General features: G+C 72.4%; 11 protein-coding genes. 8 read left to right on the forward strand and 3 right to left on the reverse strand.

Going from position 1 to position 21,583, the window contains the following annotated elements; genetic code table 11:
• The first annotated feature begins 15 nt into the window (after positions 1–15).
• From I598_RS13745 to I598_RS13755, 3 genes are all read left to right on the forward strand, one after another.
• Complete coding sequence (locus I598_RS13745) at positions 16–8,424, forward strand: DUF7927 domain-containing protein (protein WP_157557245.1); 8,409 nt, start codon at positions 16–18, stop codon at positions 8,422–8,424.
• A gap of 82 nt (positions 8,425–8,506) precedes the next feature.
• Positions 8,507–9,775, forward strand: coding sequence for a serine--tRNA ligase (serS, locus tag I598_RS13750; protein ID WP_068203440.1), 1,269 nt, complete (start codon positions 8,507–8,509; stop codon positions 9,773–9,775).
• Complete coding sequence (locus tag I598_RS13755) at positions 9,775–10,578, forward strand: HAD family hydrolase (RefSeq protein WP_068203441.1); 804 nt, start codon at positions 9,775–9,777, stop codon at positions 10,576–10,578. Before serS ends, I598_RS13755 begins: the two co-directional genes overlap by 1 nt.
• 223 nt (positions 10,579–10,801) lie before the next feature.
• On the opposite strand, the gene map is transcribed toward I598_RS13755, so the two are convergent.
• Positions 10,802–11,584: a type I methionyl aminopeptidase gene (gene map / locus I598_RS13760; protein ID WP_068203442.1), complete on the reverse strand. Its 783-nt coding sequence runs from the start codon at positions 11,582–11,584 to the stop codon at positions 10,802–10,804.
• A gap of 248 nt (positions 11,585–11,832) precedes the next feature.
• Here map and I598_RS13765 point away from each other — a divergent pair, with 248 nt between their 5' ends.
• The 3 genes from I598_RS13765 (at position 11,833) to I598_RS13775 (ending at position 15,252) form a co-directional block, all read left to right on the forward strand.
• Positions 11,833–13,227 (forward strand): ABC transporter substrate-binding protein, encoded by a 1,395-nt coding sequence (locus I598_RS13765; protein WP_068203443.1) that lies wholly within the window; start codon positions 11,833–11,835, stop codon positions 13,225–13,227.
• Positions 13,228–13,309: 82 nt separating this feature from the next.
• Positions 13,310–14,299 (forward strand): carbohydrate ABC transporter permease, encoded by a 990-nt coding sequence (locus I598_RS13770; protein ID WP_083973322.1) that lies wholly within the window; start codon positions 13,310–13,312, stop codon positions 14,297–14,299.
• The gene (locus I598_RS13775) at positions 14,296–15,252 is read left to right on the forward strand and encodes a carbohydrate ABC transporter permease (protein ID WP_068203444.1); all 957 of its coding nucleotides are present in this window, start codon (positions 14,296–14,298) and stop codon (positions 15,250–15,252) included. Before I598_RS13770 ends, I598_RS13775 begins: the two co-directional genes overlap by 4 nt.
• A gap of 86 nt (positions 15,253–15,338) precedes the next feature.
• Here the strand turns inward: I598_RS13775 and I598_RS13780 are convergent, their stop codons facing one another.
• On the reverse strand, positions 15,339–15,761 hold the full coding sequence (locus I598_RS13780; protein ID WP_068203445.1) for a DUF805 domain-containing protein: 423 nt from the start codon (positions 15,759–15,761) through the stop codon (positions 15,339–15,341).
• 211 nt (positions 15,762–15,972) lie between these two features.
• Here I598_RS13780 and I598_RS13785 point away from each other — a divergent pair, with 211 nt between their 5' ends.
• Positions 15,973–16,809 carry an EamA family transporter gene (locus I598_RS13785; protein WP_068205307.1) on the forward strand — a complete coding sequence of 279 codons (837 nt, stop codon included), beginning with the start codon at positions 15,973–15,975 and terminating at the stop codon, positions 16,807–16,809.
• A gap of 7 nt (positions 16,810–16,816) precedes the next feature.
• Here I598_RS13785 and I598_RS13790 read toward each other — a convergent pair whose 3' ends face one another.
• Positions 16,817–17,794: an NAD(P)H-quinone oxidoreductase gene (locus I598_RS13790; RefSeq protein WP_068203446.1), complete on the reverse strand. Its 978-nt coding sequence runs from the start codon at positions 17,792–17,794 to the stop codon at positions 16,817–16,819.
• A 172-nt stretch (positions 17,795–17,966) separates the two neighbouring features.
• Here I598_RS13790 and I598_RS13795 point away from each other — a divergent pair, with 172 nt between their 5' ends.
• Positions 17,967–21,575 carry a sensor histidine kinase gene (locus I598_RS13795; RefSeq protein ID WP_068203447.1) on the forward strand — a complete coding sequence of 1,203 codons (3,609 nt, stop codon included), beginning with the start codon at positions 17,967–17,969 and terminating at the stop codon, positions 21,573–21,575.
• The last annotated feature ends 8 nt before the right edge of the window (positions 21,576–21,583 follow it).

The following is a 21,583-nucleotide window of genomic DNA, read 5'->3' on the forward strand; positions in this document are numbered from 1 at the left end:
CTGGGGGAGCGACGGATGGGTGGATCTGCGACGGTGCGGCGGCGCTGGGTGTCCGCGGCGACGGCGTTCGCGGTGGCGTGCACAGGGGCGGTGGCCGCCGCGGTGCCCTCCACGGCCGACGTGCCGTCCGCCACCACGCAGCAGCCTGCCGCGCCCACCGCGGACGTCGGTGCGGCGCTGGCCGCGGCCCCCGGCAACCCGGGCGTCCCCGGTGATCCCACCGTGCTGTACACGGAGGACTTCGAGAACACCCCGGACGGCTCGAACGTGCTGCTGACCGACTACACGGGTGCCACAGGTATCACGTACGCGGCGGCGCCGTTCTGGGCGAACCGGCCCAACTGCAACGGCTTCATCGTGGACTGGACGAGCCCGCGCAACGCGAACGACTGCACCGGTGTGGCGAACGCGGCGGCCGTGTACAACAGCATGCTCGCGATCCCGCACGCGCTGGGGCAGCTCCAGGGCGTAGCGCCGACGACGAACGGCGCGGCCGCCTCGTACACGGCCGCCAGCGCCACGGGCGCGCAGATCCAGTTCCAGACCGCGCAGCAGGTCCCGTTGCCGATCGCGAACCGCTTCGTCACGTTCTCCGTCGACGCCGGGGCCATGAACTGCAACGTCTCCGCGCCGCTGCTGCGGTTCTACCTCCTGGACGAGGCGAACACCGAGATCCCGGTGTCCAGCACGCCGATCAACGTCTGCACCGACCCGCGCGGCCAGACGTTCACCGGGGTGCCGACACCGTCCGGCGCCACCGGGACGGTGCGCGCCGGGACGTTCGCGGCCGACGGCTCGACGCTCGTCACGGGATCCACCCTCGGCATCCGGATGCGCAACCAGAACAGCGCGGCGAACGGGAACGACGGCGCCTACGACGACATCGAGGTCCTCGACGTCAGCCCGCAGCTCGACAAGGCGTTCGCCCCCACGTCGTCGATCGTCGGTGGCCGGTCGACGCTGACGTTCACGGTGACGAACACCGCGGAGCTGGCGGCGAAGGACGGCTGGGAGTTCACGGACAACCTGCCCGCCGGGCTCGAGGTGGCGCGTCCCCCTGCCGTGGCCACCGACTGCGACGCCGACGTCGCCGCGACGGGCGGCGGGACCACCGTGGCGGTGACGAACGGTGCGCTCGCCGCGGGCGAGGTGTCCTGCACGATCAGCGTCGACGTGACGTCCCGCACCGCCGGGACGTACACGAACGGGCCGGACGACGTCGAACCGACGACGGGCCTGAACCCGCCGGGGGAGACGACGGTGACGTTCACGCCGTTCGTCGGGTCCGGGCTGTGCCCCGCCCCGGCGTTCCTCTTCCAGCAGCCGGAGTCGGCCGTCCCGATCGAGATCGACCTGGTGACCGGGGAACAGGTGGAGCGGCCCGCGCTGACAGATCTGGCATACAACGGCGTGGGGTACAGCGAGCTCGCCGACGCGTTCTTCGGCTTCGACAACCCGACGGACCAGGTCTACCTCGTCTCGCCCGACTACACGACGGTGGAGAACCTGGGCTCCCCGGACTACTCGAACGTGCCGTTCACGTACGCCGAGCTCTTCTCCAGCGGGATCGCCGTGGGCGACGTGTCGCCCGACGGCGTCCTGTACGCCTCGTCAGCGGGTTTCGGGAGCCGGCCGTGGATGGCCGTCGACGTCGACCAGTCGTCCCCGACGTTCCTGCAGGTCCTCGACGGCGGGACGGTCCCTGCCCCGGCGTCCCCGGTCAACGCGGGCGTGGACTGGGTGTACAACCCGGAGGACGGGCGCCTGTACTCGTTCGGGACGAACGGCAACAACACGAACGTCTGGATCTACGCGTTCGACCCGGCGAACCCGTCGGACGGGTTCGTGCAGGTGGCGGCCCTCGGCGCGCTCGCCGCGCCGAACGGTCAGGCGGCATCGGCCGGCGGCAACCCGTTCGGGGCCACGTACGCCAGCCCGGGGTACCTGTACGGGGCGAACAACCAGACGGGACAGATCTGGCGCATCCCCGCGGACGACCCGACGTCCGCCACGTTCTTCGCGTACGGTCCGGGATCGACCAGCAACGACGGCGCCCGGTGCGCCAGCGCCGAGGTCCTCATGGACCTCGGCGACGCCCCGGACACGTACGGCACGTCGCTGGACGAGGACGGCGCCCGGCACGCCCTGGTCGGCTACGACGCGGCCACGAGCACCGCGCCCCTGATGCTGGGCGACGCGAACACCGTGGACCCCGACGACGACGGTGCGCCGTCCGCCGCGGCCGACGGCGACGACCTGGCCGGTGTGGACGACGAGGCCGCCGTCGCCTCGCCCGTGGTGCTGACCCCGGCGGCGGAGACCTCGGTGACGGTCACCGCGACGAACGACACGACCGAGCCCGCGACGCTCGCGGGCTGGTTCGACGTCGACGGCAGCGGCACGTTCGACGCCGACGAACGCTCGGTCGTGAGCGTGCCGGCGTCGAGCGGGACGGCCGCCTACGAGCTCACCGCGCCCGCCGGCATCGTGCCGGACGCGTTCGCCCGGTTCCGCCTCTACGCCGGCGACGTGGCCGACCCGCAGCCGACGGGTGCGGTGTCCGGGGGCGAGGTGGAGGACCACCCGGTCACGGCCGGGGCACCGCAGTGCCCGGTGGACGCGTTCCTCGTCCAGACGAACCCGACGTCGCTGCGCGGCGTCGACCTGATCTCCGGCGACGTGTCGACCATCGAGACGTACGCGGGCACCGCGGTGTACAACGCGATGGGCTTCAACCCCCTGGACGGGTATCTCTACGCGATCCAGAACCCCTCGTTCCAGTTGACGCGGATCTCGACGGGCGGGGTCGTCCAGACGCTGGGGGTCCCCGCGGGGCTGAACCAGGCGACCTCCTGGCAGACGGGGGACTTCGACACGAACGGTCACCTGTGGATCGCCCAGGGAAACCCGGACGACCTGCGGTGGGCGGAGATCGACCTGGCACCGGGCTCGCCGACCTACGGCACGGTGCTCGACACCGGGACGACCCCGGTCGCTGCGCAGGGGCTCTTCGACATCTCCGACTGGGCGTACAGCCTCGCTGACGGCGGCCTGTACTCGATCACGAACCTGGCGGGGACGGACACGTTCGTCGTCGCGCGCTTCGACACCACGACGCACACGGTCTCCGTGGCGGCGACGCTCGGCCAGCTCCAGGCCCCCGGCCAGCCGGCCCTCGCCGCGAACACCGCGTTCGGGGCGATCTACGCCGACTCCGCGGGCAACCTCTACGGCTCGCACAACGCGACCGGGCAGATCTGGCGGGTGAACCCGACGACGCTCGAGGCCTCGTACTTCGCACCCGGCCCCGCGTCGTCGGGCAACGACGGTGCACGCTGCGTGTACGCGCCCGTCGCGGTCGACCTGGGCGACGCCCCGGACTCGTACGGCACCACGCTCGGCGCGGACGGCGCCCGGCACGGGCTGGAGAGCACGTCCGGGACGACGTCGCTCATGCTCGGGTCGTCGGTGGACGCCGAGGACGACGGCGCACCCGGCCCCGGCGCCGACGGCGACGACACCACGGCGACGGCCGACGAGGACGGCGTCGCCGACCCGATCGTCATGGCGTCGGGGACCGCCACCCCCGTGACCGTGACGGCGACCAACGAGACCGGCGAGGACGCGACGCTCGCGGGCTGGATGGACGTCGACGGCGACGGCACGTTCGACGCCGTCGAACGATCGTTCGTCACCGTCCCGGCGGGCTCGGTCGACGTGCCGTTCGAGCTGCTCTTCCCCGCCGGGACGGTGACCGGCTCGACGTACGCCCGCTTCCGCCTCTTCGCGGGGGACGTGACCGACCCGCAGCCGACCGGCGCCACCTCCGGCGGCGAGGTGGAGGACTACGTCGTCGACGTGGCGGAGCAGGAGCTCACCGTCGTGAAGTCCGCGGCGCCCGCGGGGGAGGTCCTGCCCGGCGGCACGGTCACGTACACCGTCACGGTCACCAACAGCGGCGACCTGCCGTACGCGGCCGGAGCGCCGGCACGTGTGCAGGACGACCTGTCCGGGGTGCTGGACGACGCCGTGCTCGACCCGGACTCGTTGGCCGCGCAGAGCGACGGTTCGGGCACGCCGGCGGCGCCGGTGCCGGACGGGTCGTCGCTGTACTGGGAGGGCCCGCTCGCGGTGGGGGAGACCGTGACCCTGACGTACGCCGTCACGGTGAACGACCCGCTCACCGGCGACGGGACCCTGACGAACGTCGTGACGGGACCACCCGAGTCGAGCTGTGCGGACGGCACCGAGCCGGGCTGCTCGACCGTGACGCCCGTGCGGGCGATGGAGATCACCAAGTCGGCGGACGTCGTCGAGGTGACCCCGGGCGGCACGGTGACGTACACGGTGACGGTGGAGAACACCGGCCAGGTCGCCTACACGGCCGACGACCCGGCGACGTTCAGCGACGACCTCTCCGGGGTGCTGGACGACGCGACGTGGGACGACACGGCGTCGGCCGACGTCGGTGACGTCGCCTTCGCGGAGCCGGTGCTGTCGTGGAGCGGGCCGCTGGAGCAGGGTGCGACGGCGACGATCACGTACTCGGTGACGGTGGACGACCCGCCCACGGGTGACGGCTCGCTGACGAACACGGTGACGGGACCGCCGGAGTCCGGCTGCGACGACGGCACCGAGGACGGCTGCACCACCGACACCCCGGTGCGTGCGCTGACGCTGACGAAGACCGCGGTGCCGGACGGCGCCGTCGGGCCGGGCGGCGTCGTGACCTACACCGTCGTCGTGGAGAACACCGGCCAGGTCGCCTACGCGGCCGACGCCCCGGCGTCCTTCTCCGACGACCTCTCGGGTGTGCTGGACGACGCGACGTGGAACGGTGACGCCACGGTCGACGTCGGCGCCGTGTCGTACGCCGCGCCGGTGGTGTCGTGGAGCGGCCCGCTGGCGCCCGGTGAGACGGCGACCGTCACGTACTCGGTCACGGTGGACGACCCGCCCACGGGCGACGGGACGCTGACGAACGTCGTGACCGGGCCGCCGGAGTCGAGCTGCGACGACGGCACCGAGCCGGGCTGCTCGACCGACACCCCGGTGCGGGCGTTGACGATCAGCAAGTCCGCGGACGTCGTCGAAGCCGTCCCGGGCGGCACGGTGACCTACACCGTGACCGTCACCAACAGCGGCCAGGTGGACTACCCGGCCGACTCCCCGGCGTCGTTCACGGACGACCTGACCGGCGTGCTGGACGACGCGACGTGGAACGGTGACGCGTCGGCCGACGTCGGCGAGGTCGCCTACGAAGCGCCGACGCTCGCCTGGTCCGGTCCGCTGGCGGCGGGCGGGTCGGCGACGGTCACGTACTCGGTGACGGTGGCGGACCCGCCGTCGGGTGACGGGACGCTGACGAACGCGGTGGCCGGTCCGCCGGAGTCCGGTTGTGACGACGGCACCGAGCCGGGCTGCTCGACCGAGACGCCCGTGCGGGCGTTGACGATCAGCAAGTCCGCGGACGTCGCCGAGGTCGTCCCCGGCGGCACCGTGACCTACACGGTGACGGTGGAGAACACCGGCCAGGTCGCCTACGACGCCGACGCCCCGGCGACGTTCTCCGACGACCTGACCGGGGTGCTGGACGACGCCGCGTGGAACGGTGACGCCGCCGCCGACGTCGGGGCCGTGGCGTACGCGGATCCGGTGGTGTCGTGGAGCGGGCCGCTGGCGGTCGGCGGGACGGCGACGATCACCTACTCGGTGACGGTGGACGACCCGCCGTCGGGCGACGGCACGCTGACGAACACGGTGACGGGACCGCCGGAGTCCGGCTGCGACGACGGCACGGAGGACGGCTGCACCACGGACACCCCGGTGCGCGCCCTGACGGTCACGAAGACGGCGGACGTCGCCGAGGTGCTGCCGGGTGGCACGGTGACGTACACGGTGACGGTGGAGAACACGGGCCAGGTGGCGTACCCGGCCGACGACCCGGCGTCGTTCACGGACGACCTGTCCGGGGTGCTGGACGACGCGACGTGGGACGACGACGCGTCGGCCGACGTCGGCGAGGTCTCCTACGAAGCGCCGACGCTCGCCTGGTCCGGGGCTCTCGGCGTGGGGCAGACGGCAACGGTGACGTACTCGGTGACGGTCGACGACCCGCTCACCGGCGACGGGACGTTGACGAACGCCGTGACGGGGCCGCCCGAGTCGGGCTGTGACGACGGCACCGAGCCGGGCTGCACCACGGACACCCCGGTGCGCGCCCTGACGATCACCAAGCAGGCGGACGTCGCCGAGGTGCTCCCGGGCGGCACGATCACGTACACGGTGACGGTGGAGAACACCGGCCAGGTCGCCTACGACGCGACCACCCCCGCGACGTTCGCGGACGACCTCACGTCCGTCCTGGACGACGCGACGTGGGTCGGCGACGCGACCGCCGACGTCGGCGAGGTCACGTACACCGCGCCCGAGCTGGTGTGGTCGGGTGCCCTCGCCCCGGGGGCGACCGCGACGGTCACCTACTCGGTGACGGTGGACGACCCGATCACCGGTGACGGCCAGCTGGTGAACGTCGTCGTGGGTCCGCCGGAGTCGAACTGCGACACCGGGCAGGAGGACGGCTGCGTGGTGCCGGTCCCGGACCGGCAGCTCGACATCACCAAGACGGCGGACGTCACCGAGACCGCTCCCGGTGGCACGGTGACCTACACCGTCACGGTGGAGAACACCGGCTCGGTGGACTACGACGACACCCGGCCGGCGTCGTTCACCGACGACCTGTCCGGGGTGCTGGACGACGCGACGTGGGACGACGACGCGACGGCCGACGTCGGCGAGGTCACGTACGCCGCGCCGGACCTGACCTGGTCCGGTCCGCTGGCGGCGGGGGAGTCGGCGACCGTGACCTACAGCGTGACGGTCGACGACCCGCCCGCCGGGGACGGGACGCTGACGAACGCGGTGACGGGTCCGCCGGAGTCGGGCTGCGACGACGGGGTCGAACCCGGCTGCACCACCGACACCCCGGTGCGGGCGCTGACGATCACCAAGGAGGCGGAGACCGCGGAGGTGCTGCCGGGCGGCACGGTCACCTACACGGTGACGGTCGCCAACACCGGCCGGGTGCCCTACCTGGCGGACGCGCCCGCGACCTTCACGGACGACCTCACCGGCGTGCTGGACGACGCGACGTGGGACGACGCGACGGCCGACAGCGGCGAGATCTCGTACGCCGAACCGGAGCTGACCTGGACCGGGGCGCTCGCGGTGGGCCAGACGGCGACGGTCACGTACTCGGTGACGGTGAACGACCCCCTCACCGGGGACGGCTCGTTGACCAACGCCGTCGTCGGTCCGCCGGAGTCCGGCTGCGACGACGGGACGGAGCCGGGCTGCTCGACGGACACCCCCGTGCGCGCCCTGACGATCACCAAGACGTCGGACGCGCAGGACGTCCAGCCCGGTGAGGTGGTGACCTACACGATCGAGGTCGAGAACGTCGGCCAGGTGCCGTACGACGACGCCCGCCCGGCGACGTTCAGCGACGACCTCACGCAGGTGCTCGACGACGCGACCTGGGACGACACGGCGGCGGCGAGCGCCGGTGCGACGTCGTACGGGGAGCCGACCCTCACGTGGTCCGGCCCCGTCGGTGTCGGTGAGACCGTCACGATCACGTACTCGGTGACGGTCGACGACCCGCTCACCGGCGACGGCGTCCTCGTCAACGGTGTCGTGGGGCCGCCGGAGTCCGGCTGCGACACGGGCTTCGAGGACGGCTGCACGGACGTCGTGCCGTCCCCCGGCCGCGACCTCCAGATCGTCAAGACGGCCGACCCCACCGGGCCGGTGCCCGTCGGGGCGACCGTCACCTACACCGTGCGGGTCACGAACACCGGCGACGCCCGGTACACGACCGGCACGCCGGCGTCCTTCACGGACGTCATGGCCGGCGTGCTCGACGACGCGACCTACGACGACGACGTCACGGCGAGCGCCGGGGCAGCCATGATCGACCCGGAAGCCGGCGAGCTGGCGTGGTCCGGGCCGTTGGAGGTCGGCGCGACGGCTGTCGTCACCTACTCCGTGACGGTGGACGACCCGGTCACCGGGGACGGCGAGCTCGCCAACGCGGTCCTGGGTCCGCCGGAGTCGAACTGCCCGGTGGCGATGCCCGCAGGCGGTCGTGGGGCAGCTCTGGGCGTCTCCGCGGCGACCCCCGAGATGCCCCCCGGCTGCCAGGTGCGCACGCCCGTCGAGCCCGCGACGGTCCCGCCCACGACTCCGACCGCGCCTCCCACGGTCCCGCCGACGGCCCCGCCGACCGAGACGCCGACGGTCCCGCCGGGGGTGCTGCCCCGCACCGGGCCCGCGTGGGCGCTGGCGCTGCTGGTCGTCGCCGGAGCTCTTGTCCTGATCGGTGCCGGGCTCCGCCGCACCACGGGGGCGATCCGGCGCGACTGACGCCGCGAGTCGGCGCAGGGCGGCGCGAGTCAGCGCAGGGCGGCGCGAGTCAGCGCACCGCCCGGCCGTTAGGCTTGCGGGCGTGATCGACATCCGACTCCTGCGCGACAACCCCGACGTCGTCCGCGCGAGCCAGCAGGCCCGCGGTGAGGACCCGACCCTGGTGGACGCGGTGCTGTCCGCGGACGCCCGACGCCGGTCGTCCCTGGCGCAGTACGAGTCGCTGCGCGCGGAGCAGAAGGCGATGGGCAAGCAGGTCGCCCAGGCATCCGGCGACGAGAAGGCGGCCCTGCTGGCGCGGACGAAGGAGCTCGCCGAGCAGGTCAAGGCCCACCAGGCGGAGGCGAACGCCGCCGAGTCGGAGCTGGACGAGCTGCTGTACCGCATCCCGAACGTCGTCGAGGGAGCGCCTGCCGGCGGCGAGGCGGACTTCGTCACGCTCAAGCATGTGGGCACGCCGCGCGACTTCGCGGCGGAGGGATTCGAGCCGCGCGACCACCTCGCGATCGGCGAGGGTCTCGGCGCGATCGACACCACCCGCGGTGCGAAGGTGTCGGGGTCGCGCTTCTACTTCCTCACCGGCGTCGGCGCACGCCTGGAGCTGGCGATCCTCAACGCGGCGATGGACCTCGCCGTCGAGGCGGGCTTCACGCCGATGATCACCCCGACGCTCGTCACCCCGGAGACGATGCGCGGCACCGGGTTCCTCGGCGCGCACGCCGACGAGATCTACCGGCTCGAGCGGGACGATCTGTACCTCGTCGGCACCTCCGAGGTCGCTCTCGCCGGCTACCACGGCGACGAGATCGTCGACCTGTCGTCGGGCCCCAAGCGGTACGCCGGCTGGAGCGCCTGCTACCGCCGCGAGGCGGGGTCGCACGGCAAGGACGTGCGCGGCATCATCCGCGTGCACCAGTTCCAGAAGGTCGAGATGTTCTCCTACTGCGCCGTCGAGGACGCCGCCGCCGAGCACGAGCGCCTGCTCGCGTGGGAGGAGGCGATGATGGCGAAGGTCGAGCTGCCCTACCGCGTCATCGACACCGCCGCGGGCGACCTCGGCACGTCGGCCGCGCGCAAGTTCGACTGCGAGGCGTGGCTGCCCACGCAGGAGCGCTTCCTGGAGCTCACGTCGACGTCGAACTGCACGACGTTCCAGGCGCGCCGCATGAACGTGCGCGAGCGCACCGAGGACGGCACCCGCACGGTGGCGACCCTCAACGGAACCCTCGGCACGACGCGCTGGATCGTCGCGATCCTGGAGAACCACCAGCAGCCCGACGGCTCGGTCCGCGTCCCGGAGGGCCTGCGGCCCTACCTGGGCGGCCTCGAGGTCCTCGAGCCGGTCCGCTGATGCCGGTGCGGTCCGACCGGTCGCTGGTCGCGCTCGACATCGACGGCACGCTGCTCACCTACGACGGCGTGCTGGCCGACGAGGTGCGCGACGCCGTCGCGGGCGTGCGCGCCGCCGGCCACGAGGTCGTGCTCGCGTCGGGCCGCTCGCTCGTCGCCATGCTGCCCGTGGCGGAGGCACTCGGTATCGAGAGCGGCTGGATGGTCTGCTCGAACGGAGCGGTCACCGTCGAGATCGACCCTGCGGAGCCCCGCGGGTGGCGCGTCGCCGAGATGATCACGTTCGACCCGCAGCCCGCGCTGCGCCTGCTCCGCGAGGAGCTGCCCGACGCGCGGTACGCCGTCGAGGACCTCGGCGTCGGATTCCGCATGAACGAGCTCTTCCCCGAGGGTGAGCTCGACGGCACGTTCGCGGTGGTCGACTTCGAGGAGCTGTGGTCGCAGGAGGTCACGCGCGTCATCGTGCGCAGCCCCGAGGCGACGAGCGAGATGTTCCACGAGCTCGTGGCCCGGCTCGGCTACGACGACGTCACCTACGCCGTCGGGTGGACGGCGTGGATGGACATCGCCCCCCACGGCGTGACCAAGGCGACCGCGCTGGAGAAGGTGCGCGTCGCCGTCGGCGTCGACCCGGGACGGACCATGGCGCTCGGTGACGGTCACAACGACGTCGACATGCTGCGCTGGGCCGCGCGAGGCGTCGCCATGGGACACGCCGACGACGCGGTGCAGGCCGCCGCCGACGAGGTGGTGGGGTCGATCGACGAGCACGGCGCCGTCGACGCCCTGCGCCCGCTCCACTGAGCACCGCCGCGAGTCAGCGCTCGCGCCGGGGGCCGGACGCAGGACGAGGACGCGCGCCGTCGCGTTCACGGGCCCAGGGGGCCCTCCACTCCGGGTCTGACGACGACGCGCGTCCTCGTCCTGTGTCCTCCGGCGTCACGTCTTGCGCCGTTGCCGCCGGACCTGCGCTGACTCGACGACGGTCGCGCTGACTCGCGTGGGCCTGCGCTGACTCGCGCCGCGGTCAGTCGCGGGCGGTGAGGACCAGCGGGCCGTCGGCGGTGATGGCGACGGTGTGCTCGCTGTGGGCGCCGCGGGAGCCGTCGGCCGAGCGGAGGGTCCAGCCGTCGTCGTCGGTGTAGATCTCGTCGGTGGTCTCGAGGAACCAGGGCTCGATGGCGATCACGAGGCCGGGGCGCAGCGGGTAGCCCCGGCCGGCGCGGCCGTCGTTGGGGATGTGCGGGTCGCCGTGCATGGTGCGGCCGACGCCGTGGCCGCCGAAGTCGGTGTTGATGCGGTAGCCGGCCTCGCGGGCGACGGCGGCGATGGCGGCGGAGATGTCGCCGATCTTCTTGCCGGGCTGGGCGGCGGCGATCCCGGCGTCGAGGGCGACCTCCGTGGCGCGGATGAGCTTCGCGTCGGCCTCGCCACGCTCGGGGGTGGTGGGCTGCCCGACGACGAACGACAGCGCGGAGTCGGAGACCCAGCCGTCGACGGCGACGGCGAAGTCGATGCTGAGGAGGTCCCCGTCGACGAGGGTGTAGTCGTGGGGGAGGCCGTGCAGGACGGCGTCGTTGACGGAGGTGCAGATGACCTTGCCGAAGGGGCTGGCGCCGAACGACGGGTGGTAGTCGATGTAGCAGGACTCGGCGCCGCGCTGCTTGATCATCCGGTGGGCCAGGTCGTCGAGCTCGAGCAGGTTGACGCCGGGCCTGGCGGCCTCGCGCACGGCGGTGAGCGTCTCGGCGACGAACTGGCCGGCCGGGCGCATCTCCTCGATCTCGCGCGGGCTCCTCAGCTCGATCATGGTGGTCCTTCCGGGTGCGGTGACGGTGCTGGGTACAGGGTGTCACGGATCGCCGGGTCGACCGGCGTCAGATCGTCATCACATCGTGACGTGGTTGCAGGGACCGACCGGTTGCGCGACCTGCAACGTTGCGGTCTGCTTTACAAAGGGTGCGAGAGTGCCATGTCCGGGACAAAGTGGACCCGGGAGTCTCGCCCGAGTCGACGGCGTCCGTCGTCGGTGACCGCACGATGCAGTGGAGGGTTGGCATGACCAGAACCACGACGACCGCACGCCGGCGCGGCCTGGCGGTGCTCGCGGGGGGCGCGAGCCTGGCGCTCCTCCTCACCGCCTGCAGCGACCCGGACGGCGACGCCCCCAGCGAGGGGGAGAGCGGCGACGCGACCTCGTCGTCGTCCATCGACTGTGCCGCCTACGAGGAGTTCGGCGACCTCGAGGGCACCACCGTGAACATCTACACGTCGATCGTCGAGCCCGAGCAGGCCACCCAGGAGGCCTCCTACGACCCGTTCGAGGAGTGCACCGGTGTCACGGTGGCCTACGAGGGCTCGCGCGAGTTCGAGGCGCAGCTCCTCGTCCGCATCCAGGCCGGCAACGCCCCCGACATCGCGTACCTGCCGCAGCCCGGCCTGCTCAACACCATCGTCAACGACTACCCGGACGCCATCGTCCCGGCGCCCGACGCGACCGTCGCCAACGTCGACGAGTTCTTCTCCGAGACGTGGAAGGGCTACGGCACCGTCAACGACACGTTCTACGCCGCCCCGCTCGGCGCGAACGCGAAGTCGTTCGTCTGGTACTCGCCGTCGATGTTCGCCGACGCCGGGTACGAGGTCCCCGAGACGTGGAGCGACCTCCTCACGCTCACGGAGACCATCGCCGCGGAGCAGGAGACCCTGCCCTGGTGCGCCGGCGTCGAGTCCGGCGACGCGACCGGCTGGCCGGGCACGGACTGGATCGAGGACGTCGTCCTGCGCACCGCGGGTCCTGACGTCTACGAGCAGTGGTACACCCACGAGATCCCGTTCAACGACCCGCAGATCGTCGAGGCGTGGGACGCCACCGGCGAGATCCTCAAGAACCCGGAGTACGTGAACGCCGGCCTCGGCGGTGTCGACTCGATCGCCACCTCCCCGTGGACCGACGCCGGGTTCCCGATCCTCGACGGCAACTGCTGGCTGCACCGCGCGGCGAACTTCTACCAGACGCAGTGGCCGTCCGGCACGGAGGTCGGCTCCGAGGGTGACGTCTTCGCGTTCTACCTGCCGACCGACCAGACGGACATCAAGCCGGTGCTCGGTGGCGGCGAGTTCGTCGCGGCGTTCGCCGACCGGCCCGAGGTCCAGGCCTTCCAGACCTACCTCGCGAGCGCGGACTGGGCCAACCAGAAGGCCCTGGCCACGCCCGAGGGCGGTTGGGTCAGCGCCAACACGGGTCTCGACCCGGCGAACCTCCAGACGGAGTTCGACCAGCTCGCCTGGGAGACCCTGGCCGACGAGGACGCGGTCATCGCGTTCGACGGCTCGGACCTCATGCCCGGTGAGGTCGGTGCCGGCACGTTCTGGACCGGCATCGTCAACTGGCTGACGGGCTCCGACACCCAGGAGGTCGTCGACCAGATCGAGGACAGCTGGCCTCAGTGATCCACCGGTGGCCGGTCCGGGGCGCACACCCCGGACCGGCCACGACCGTCCCCTGATGGCCGTCTCCTGAAGGAGGTCACCCGTGTCCTGGTTGCTCGAGCCGTCCGGAGCCACCGAGAAGTTCCTCGTCATGTTCGTGGCGATCCTGCTGTTCGTCGCCGTGATGAGCCTGGTCCTGTTCGTCGTCGACCGGCCCAAGCGCATCCCGAACTGGGTCGTCGCGATCGGCTTCGTCGGCGTACCGCTGGCCTTCCTGCTGTACGGGCTGATCCGACCGACGCTCATCACCGTGTGGAACTCGTTCTTCGACGACACCAGCACGGAGTTCGTCGGGCTCGACAACTACGTCACCGCGTTCACGCAGCCCCAGTTCCAGAAGGTCCTTCTCGTGACCGCGGCCTGGGTGATCCTGGCGCCGCTGCTCAGCACGGTCATCGGGCTGGTGTACGCCGTGCTGGTGGACCGCACCCGGTTCGAGAAGGCCGCCAAGGCGCTCGTGTTCATCCCCATGGCGATCTCGATGGTCGGCGCCTCCATCATCTGGGGCTTCGTCTACGAGTTCCGGCCCGAGCAGGCCGGCATCCAGCAGATCGGCCTGCTCAACCAGGTCCTCGTCTGGCTCGGCATGCCACCGCAGCAGTTCCTCATCGGGCAGCCGTGGAACACCGGGTTCCTCATCGTCGTGATGATCTGGATCCAGACCGGTTTCGCGATGACGGTGCTGTCGGCCGCGATCAAGGCGATCCCCGACGACATCGTCGAGGCCGCCCGGCTCGACGGCCTGCACGGCATGCAGATGTTCCGGTTCATCACCGTGCCGAGCATCCGGCCCGCCCTCGTCGTCGTGCTGACGACCATCGCCATGGCCACGCTCAAGGCGTTCGACATCGTCCGCACCATGACCGGCGGGCAGTTCGGCACCCAGGTCGTGGCGAACGAGTTCTACACGCAGGCGTTCCGGCAGAACAACCAGGGCCTCGCCGCCGCGCTCGCCGTGGTGCTGTTCATCCTGGTCATCCCGATCATCGTCTACAACGTGGGCCAGATGCGGAAGGCGGAGGACATCCGATGACGACGACACCGACGCCCGGGCAGGCCGCCGGCCCCCTGGTCGAGGACGACAGCCCCGCGACGCCCCGCAAGCTGTCCCGCCTGGAGAAGCGCGCCATCGCCACCAAGGGGCGGCTCAGCTCACCCTGGGCCTCCGGTATCGCGATCATCATCGCGGTCCTGTGGACGATCCCGTCCGTCGGCCTGCTCGTGACGTCGTTCCGCCCCGAGCTCGACATCCGCAACAGCGGCTGGTGGACGGTCATCCCGGGCGTCTTCACCGGCGAGGCGGAGTTCACGGCCGACAACTACAACGAGGTCCTCTACGGCAACAGCTCGAACCTGGCGGACACGTTCGTCAACTCGTTCGTCATCACGATCCCGGCCGTGATCATCCCGATCACGCTCGCGCTGCTGGCCGCCTACGCCTTCGCCTGGATCCCGTTCAAGGGGCGGGAGTTCCTCTTCGTCGCCGTGTTCGCGCTCCAGGTGGTGCCGCTGCAGGTCGCGCTCGTCCCGCTGCTGTCCGACTACGTCGACTGGGGGATCAACGGCACCTTCTGGACCGTCTGGCTGTCGCACTCGATCTTCGCGCTGCCGCTCGCGATCTTCCTGCTGCACAACTTCATGAAGGACATCCCGGCGTCGCTCGTCGAGGCCGCCCGCGTCGACGGCGCCGGGCACGTGAAGATCTTCTTCCGTGTGCTGTTCCCGCTCCTCGTGCCGGCCATCGCGTCGTTCGGCATCTTCCAGTTCCTGTGGGTGTGGAACGACCTGCTCGTCGGCCTGACGTTCACCTCCCCCGCCTACCGCCCGATGACGGTGGCGGTCGCCGAGCTCGCCGGCTCCCGCGGCGGCGACTGGCACCTGCTCACCGCCGGTGCGTTCGTCGCCATGATCGTGCCGCTCATCGTGTTCATCGCGCTCCAGCGGTTCTTCGTGCGCGGCATGCTGGCGGGCGCGGTGAAGGGGTAGCCCCGCACGGCGGCAGGCGGTGCCGTGACGCGCGAAGGGTCCCGACGTCGTCGTCGGGACCCTTCGCGCGTCACGACTGCCGGAGATCAGACGGCGGCGGGCACCGGGGCGGCGACGGCCTTCGGGCTGGTGCCGAAGCGGTTGTCGCCCGGCGTGCCGTCCTGGACCGTGAAGACGAGGAGGACGATCGGGCCGGCCAGCGGGACCAGGCCGATGAACCACCAGAAGCCGGAGCGGTCCGTGTCGTGCAGGCGCCGCACCGTGACCGCGATGCCGGGCAGGAGCAGTGCCAGATTCACGAGCGACGCGATCCAGTAGGTCGCCCCGTAGGAGATGGCCATCGTCGTCATGTCGACGGTGAGCCCGTCGGTGGTGTTGACGAGGATGCTGAGCGCGACGGCGACGAGCGCCACGAACAGGGCCCAGAACCAGAGCTCGGACCGGCGGGCGCGGCCGGAGAACGTGGCGTACTTGCTGAAGACGGACTTGACGGCGTCGCCGAAACCCATGGTTTTCCTCCCGGTAGGTGTCGGCACCGGTGTGCCGACCGCCGTGACCATAGGGGACCTACCGTCCGAAGTCCACCGTTTCTTCGCATCTCCTCCACAACCGGACAGGGGCGTCCGGGGCGGCGTCGCGACGTAGGCTCCCCAGGTGCCCGACGACACCGCCCCCGGCCCCGCCGGGCCTCCGTCCCCACCCCGCGGGACGCTCGACCGGGTGCCCGCGCCCGCGCTGTTCGTCGTCTCCGGGCTGACGCTCTATCTGGGTGCGGCCGTCGCCGTCGGGCTCTTCGACACCCTCGGCGCGCCCACCGTGAGCTGGTGGCGGATCGTGCTCGCCGCCGTCGTCCTGCTCGCCTGGCGGCGGCCGTGGCGTCGCCGCTGGACGCGCCACGACCTGCTGGTCGCCGCCGCGTTCGGCGCCGCCCTGTCCGCGATGAACATCGTGTTCTACGTCGGCATCGACCATCTGCCCCTCGGCGTCGCGGTCGCCATCGAGTTCACGGGCCCCATCGCCGTGGCCGCCGTGACGGGGCGCGGCTGGCGAGAACGTGGCGCGATCGTGGTCGCGGCGTGCGGTGTGGTGCTGCTCGCGGGGGTCACGCTCGACGGCGACCTGCCCCGCGAGGACGTCGTCGTCGGCCTGGTCGCGGTGCTCGCCGCCGCGGCGTGCTGGGCCGGCTACATCGTGCTCGGCAAGCGCGTCGCGGGCGGTGGGTCCGGCATCGACGGGCTCGCCGTCGGCATGGCCGCCGGCGCCCTGCTGTTCGCGCCGCTCTACGGCGGCTCGGTGCCTGACGTCGTGCTGGACCCGGCGCTGCTCGGGTTCCTGCTGGTGGTCGCGGTCTGCTCGTCCGTCGTCCCGTACGTGCTCGACCAGGTGGTGCTGCGTCGCATCGGCACCGCGACCTTCTCGGTGCTCCTCGCCCTGCTGCCCGCGACCGCGACCGTCGTCGGCGCCGTGGTGCTGCGCCAGGTGCCCACCTGGCCGGAGGTCGTCGGGCTCGCGCTCGTCACCGGGGCGATCGCGATGACCGCCACCGGACGCGACTGACGCAGCGTCAGGGCACGAGCAGGAGCTTGCCGAACACCTCGCCGCTCTCCAGCATCGCCAGCGCCCGCTCGGCGTCCCCCAAGGGGAGCCGGTCGTGGACCACGGGCCGCACCCGGCCGTCGGCGACCATCGGCCACACGTGCTCGCCCACGGCGGCCACGATCGCGGCCTTCTCCTGCGGGCTGCGCGACCGCAGCGTCGTGCCCGTGACGGTGGCGCGCTTCGCCATGAGGGCCGCGAGGTCGAGCTCGCCCCGTCTGCCCTGCTGCAGCCCGATGACGACGAGCCGGCCGCCGGTGGCCAGGACGCACACGTTGTCACGCAGCGCGCCGCCGCCGAGGACGTCGAGCACGACGTCGGCGCCGCGCCCGTCGGTGGCCGCCCGGACCGCGTCGACGACGTCGTCCCGCCGGTGGTCGACGACGACGTCCGCACCGAGGGCCCGGCACCGGTCCACCCGCTCGGGACCGCCGGCGGTGGTGACGACGCGCGCACCGAGGGCGACACCGAGCTGGACGGCGATGCTGCCCACGCCGCCCGACCCGCCGTGCACCAGGAGCGTCTCGCCGGCCGTCAGGCGGCCGGCGTCCACGAGGTTCGTCCAGGCCGTGCACACGGCCTCCGGCAGGGCCGCGGCGTCCACCAGGTCGACGCCGTCGGGGACGGGCAGCGTCTGCGCGGCGCGGACGACCGCGCGGTCCGCCCAGCCGCCGCCGTCGAGCAGGGCGACGACGCGCTCACCGACACGCCGGGAGGACACGCCCGGCCCCAGCGCGCGGACCGTACCCGAGATCTCCAGCCCCGGCCACTCGGGAGCGCCCGGCGGCGGAGGGTAGAGTCCGGCGCGTTGTAGCAGGTCAGCGCGGTTGATGCCACTTGAGGCGACATCAACGACGATCTCGCTCGTGTCGGGATCGGGTAGGTTCGTCACATTCGTGGTGAGTTTCCCTGACCCGCCCTGGACCGTTATCGTGACCGCTCGCACACCGATGCACCCTACCCGCGCGTGTCGACGCGCGCGGGAACGTTCCCAGCGGTGGCGGAATCACCGGTGGCAGGGGTCGGACTAGCCCTTGTCGCCGTACCACCAGTGATGGAGAGAGGTCCTCATGCTCCGCAGGTTGGGCGTTCGCGGGAAGATCCTTGCGACACTCGCCGTGCCGATCTTCGTCCTCGTCCTCGCGGCGGGCTTCATCTCGTGGGGCGCCCTGCAGGAGGCAGCCGAAGCGCGCCAGACCTCCGCGCTGGTCGACAGCCTCGAGGTGCAGGACACCGCCGGCAGCGCCGTCGCCACCGAGCGCGGACTCGCGTTCGCCGCCCTCAACGACGTGCCGGGCGCCATGGACGCGCTCGTCGAGGCGCAGGAGCAGACCGACGAGGCGCTCGACGGCCGCGACGCCGCGCTGCGCGAGCTCGACCTCGACGCGCTGAGCGTCAACGTGCAGGACGCCGTCGCGCAGACCATCGACGACCGCATCGAGCTCGACGACCTCCAGAGCGACGTCACCTCGCGGCAGATCCTCCCCGCGCAGGCGCTGCAGCGCTACAGCGAGGTGATCGAGCGCGCCCTCGACGTCCCGCGGTCCCTCTCCGCCGTCTCCACCGACGAGGGCCTCGTGCGGCGCCTCAACGCCTACACCGCCATGGACGAGGCGATGCTGGCGAACACCTACGAGCGTGCGCTGCTCTCCGTGGGTCTCTACCAGCAGGGTCAGGCGCGCGGCGAGGACGACCTGAGCGCCCGCGAGACCACCGAGCTCGCCCAGATCTCCCAGCAGATGTCCGCGGCGATCAGCGACACCGACGACCACACCGCCGCCGCGCAGGAGGCCGTCGACCGTCTCGGGCTCGGGCTCTCGCTGCCCACCCTCGACGAGGACTTCGCGATCCTGCGCACCAACGTCGAGTACCTGAACCCGTCGGCCGTCGACCCCGAGGTCGCCGCTGCCTCCGCCGAGCTGTCGCAGCAGTGGATCGACGCCATGCAGCCCGTCCGCGACCAGGTCCGCGACGAGACCGTCACCTACGCGGGCGACCTGTCCGGCAACGCCCGCAACCAGGCCATCGGCACCATGCTCGCGACCTTCGGCATCGTGCTGCTGTCCGTCGTCATCGCCGTCGTCATCGCCCGACGCATCGTGAACCCGCTCCGGCGCCTCACCGCCGCCACCGCCGACGTGCGCGACCGCCTCCCGCAGATGGTCGAGCAGATGGCGGTGCCCGGACAGAACCCGGGCGTCGACCTCGTACAGGTCCCCGTCGAGTCCTCCGACGAGATCGGTCGCCTCGCGAACGCGTTCAACGAGGTCAACGAGACGACGATGGTCGTCGCCCGGCAGCAGGCCGCCCTCCGTGGGTCGATCGCGGAGATGTTCGTCAACGTCGCGCGTCGTGACCAGGTGCTCCTCAACCGCCAGCTCGCGTTCCTCGACGAGCTCGAGCGGTCCGAGGAGGACCCGAACACCCTGTCGAACCTGTTCCGCCTCGACCACCTCGCGACGCGGATGCGCCGCAACGCCGAGTCCCTGCTCGTCCTGGCGGGCATCGACTCGGGTCGACGCGTCCGGCAGCCCATGCCCGTCTCCGACGTCATCCGCACCGCGTCGTCCGAGATCGAGCTGTACGACCGGGTCCGCCTCAACCTCCAGTCCGACCCGCACATGCTCGGGCACAACGCCCTGACGGGCGCCCACCTGCTGGCCGAGCTCCTCGAGAACGCCACGATGTTCTCCGAGCCGCACACGCCCGTCGAGGTCACCACCACGCGCGACGCCCGCGGCGTCGTCGTCGCGGTGCGCGACCACGGCCTCGGCATGTCCGCGGAGGAGATCGTCGACGCCAACGCCAAGGTGGCTTCCGCAGCCGCGACCGACGCGGTCGGCGCCCAGCGCCTCGGCCTCTTCGTCGTCGGCCGGCTCGCGAACCGGCTCAACGCGCAGGTCGTCTTCGGCACCGGTTTCGAGGGGCGCGGCACGCTGGTCACCGTCGTCCTGCCGAACGAGCTCTTCCTCGCGGACGAGGCGCTGCCGCTGCCGCAGCCCACGGACCCGCTGGAGGCCGCGACGCAGCGGTCCGCCGCTCAGCTCTCCGTCCCCGTCCGGGACGAGTACGCGCTCCCGGCCCCTGCCGAGGAGTCTGCTCCCGCGCCGGCTGCCACGGCCTCGGCGGCCTCCGCCCCGGCTGCTCCGTCCACCGCGCCGCAGGTGCCCACGTCGGCGCCCGCCCCGGTGGCGCAGCCGGTCGGCCTCGGCTTCGGCCTGGCAGAGCCCGAGGCACCCGTCGCCGAGCCCGTCGACATCGACGCCCTGACCGACGGCACGACGTCCGCGGGCATGCCGCGCCGCCGTCGCTCCGACGGCGAGACGCCGACCGAGGCGATCGTGCTCCCGCCGCTGGTCACGCCGCACCTCGACGAGTCGCTGCCCGAGGCCGACGACGCCCCCTGGACGCCGCCGCAGGAGGTCGCGCCGTCCGAGCGCTCGCTCCCGAGCCGCCACCGTGCCGCCACGCCGGTCGCGGCGGAGCCGGTCACCCTCTCCGGCGCGCTCCCGCTCCCCGAGCCCGAGCGCCTCACCGGTCCGCTCGACGTCGAGCAGCGCGCCGGGCTGTTCTCCAACTTCCGGTCGATGGACCGGCTGGCGGAGAGCCCCCAGGAGGGCACGCTGCAGCTCGACGCCGTCTCGGAGGACCCGGCGGACATCCCGCTGGGCTTCGGGACCGGCACCCCGGCCCCGGCCCCGGCCGCTGCACCCGCACCCGAGGCTCCTGCACCCGTCGCCCGCTCGGCCTGGGCCGCGGACGAGCCCGCCGCACCGGCGGCGTCCCCGGCCGAGAGCACGGAGCCGGAGCAGGACTACGCCGCGCTGCCGGCGTTCGAGGACCTCATGTCCGACCTGCCGACCCGGCGCGGGGACGCGGCCGCCCACCGCAAGCGCGGTCTGTTCGGTCGCAAGCCGGCCGCCGACGAGCCCGCCGTGGACGCGGCGACCGCCGCGGAGCCGTTCGCACCCGGGCCCGTCGCCACCACCGACCCGCTCGCGGGCCGGTTCGCGCCGGAGCCCGAGCGCTCCCCGCGGAGCTTCGACGAGGCCGTCGGGTCCCCGAGCGAGCCGGCACCGCCGCGCAGCGCTCCGGTCGCCCCCGCGGCGCCGTCCCTCTGGGGCGAGCCCGCCGGGCCGTCCGTCCCCGAGCCTGCACGCCCCGAGCCCGCACGCCCGGAGCCGGTGCGTCCGGAGCGGGCGACGGCGTACCGCGCCCCCGAGATCGACCACGTCCCCTACCAGCCGGGGCCGGCCGAGCCGGCGCCGCAGCCCGTGCAGGAGTCCCCCGAGGACACCCGCCCGACCCCGACGGCGTACGGCGAGTCCGTCCTGCCGCTGCGGTCCACCAGCCGTGGAGCCGACGACCCGCTCGACCCCCACTACGTGCCCGACACCGTCGAGGCGCGCTCGGAGTGGATGGCGTCCGCCGTCCTCTACGAGGAGATGTCGACCCTGCTCCAGCGGGGTGTCTTCCAGGAAGGGAACGTGACGACCACCGACCAGGAGCCGACCTACCAGCCCCAGTCGATGCCGTCCCCCGGGGCCGGTCTGGCGCGGCGCAGCCGCGGGGCCGAGCAGCCTCCCCGGACGGACCGGTTCACGGCTCAGATCGAGCGTGACCCGGAGCAGCTGCGCGCGCGGCTGTCGGCCTTCCAGACGGCCACCGCGCGTGGCCGTTCGGCGACGACCGGCGGTGGGGTCTCGACGGATGCGGCTCGACCGTGAATGATGTC

Source organism: Isoptericola dokdonensis DS-3 (genome assembly GCF_001636295.1).
Taxonomy (GTDB): domain Bacteria; phylum Actinomycetota; class Actinomycetes; order Actinomycetales; family Cellulomonadaceae; genus Isoptericola; species Isoptericola dokdonensis.

Bases quoted from the DNA above. Each gene is read 5' to 3' on its own strand.
- I598_RS13775 (WP_068203444.1), top strand. From the start codon at position 14,296: ATGACGACGACACCGACGCCCGGGCAGGCCGCCGGCCCCCTGGTCGAG.
- map (WP_068203442.1), bottom strand. From the start codon at position 11,584: ATGATCGAGCTGAGGAGCCCGCGCGAGATCGAGGAGATGCGCCCGGCC.
- I598_RS13755 (WP_068203441.1), top strand. From the start codon at position 9,775: ATGCCGGTGCGGTCCGACCGGTCGCTGGTCGCGCTCGACATCGACGGC.
- I598_RS13745 (WP_157557245.1), top strand. From the start codon at position 16: ATGGGTGGATCTGCGACGGTGCGGCGGCGCTGGGTGTCCGCGGCGACG.
- I598_RS13780 (WP_068203445.1), bottom strand. From the start codon at position 15,761: ATGGGTTTCGGCGACGCCGTCAAGTCCGTCTTCAGCAAGTACGCCACG.
- I598_RS13765 (WP_068203443.1), top strand. From the start codon at position 11,833: ATGACCAGAACCACGACGACCGCACGCCGGCGCGGCCTGGCGGTGCTC.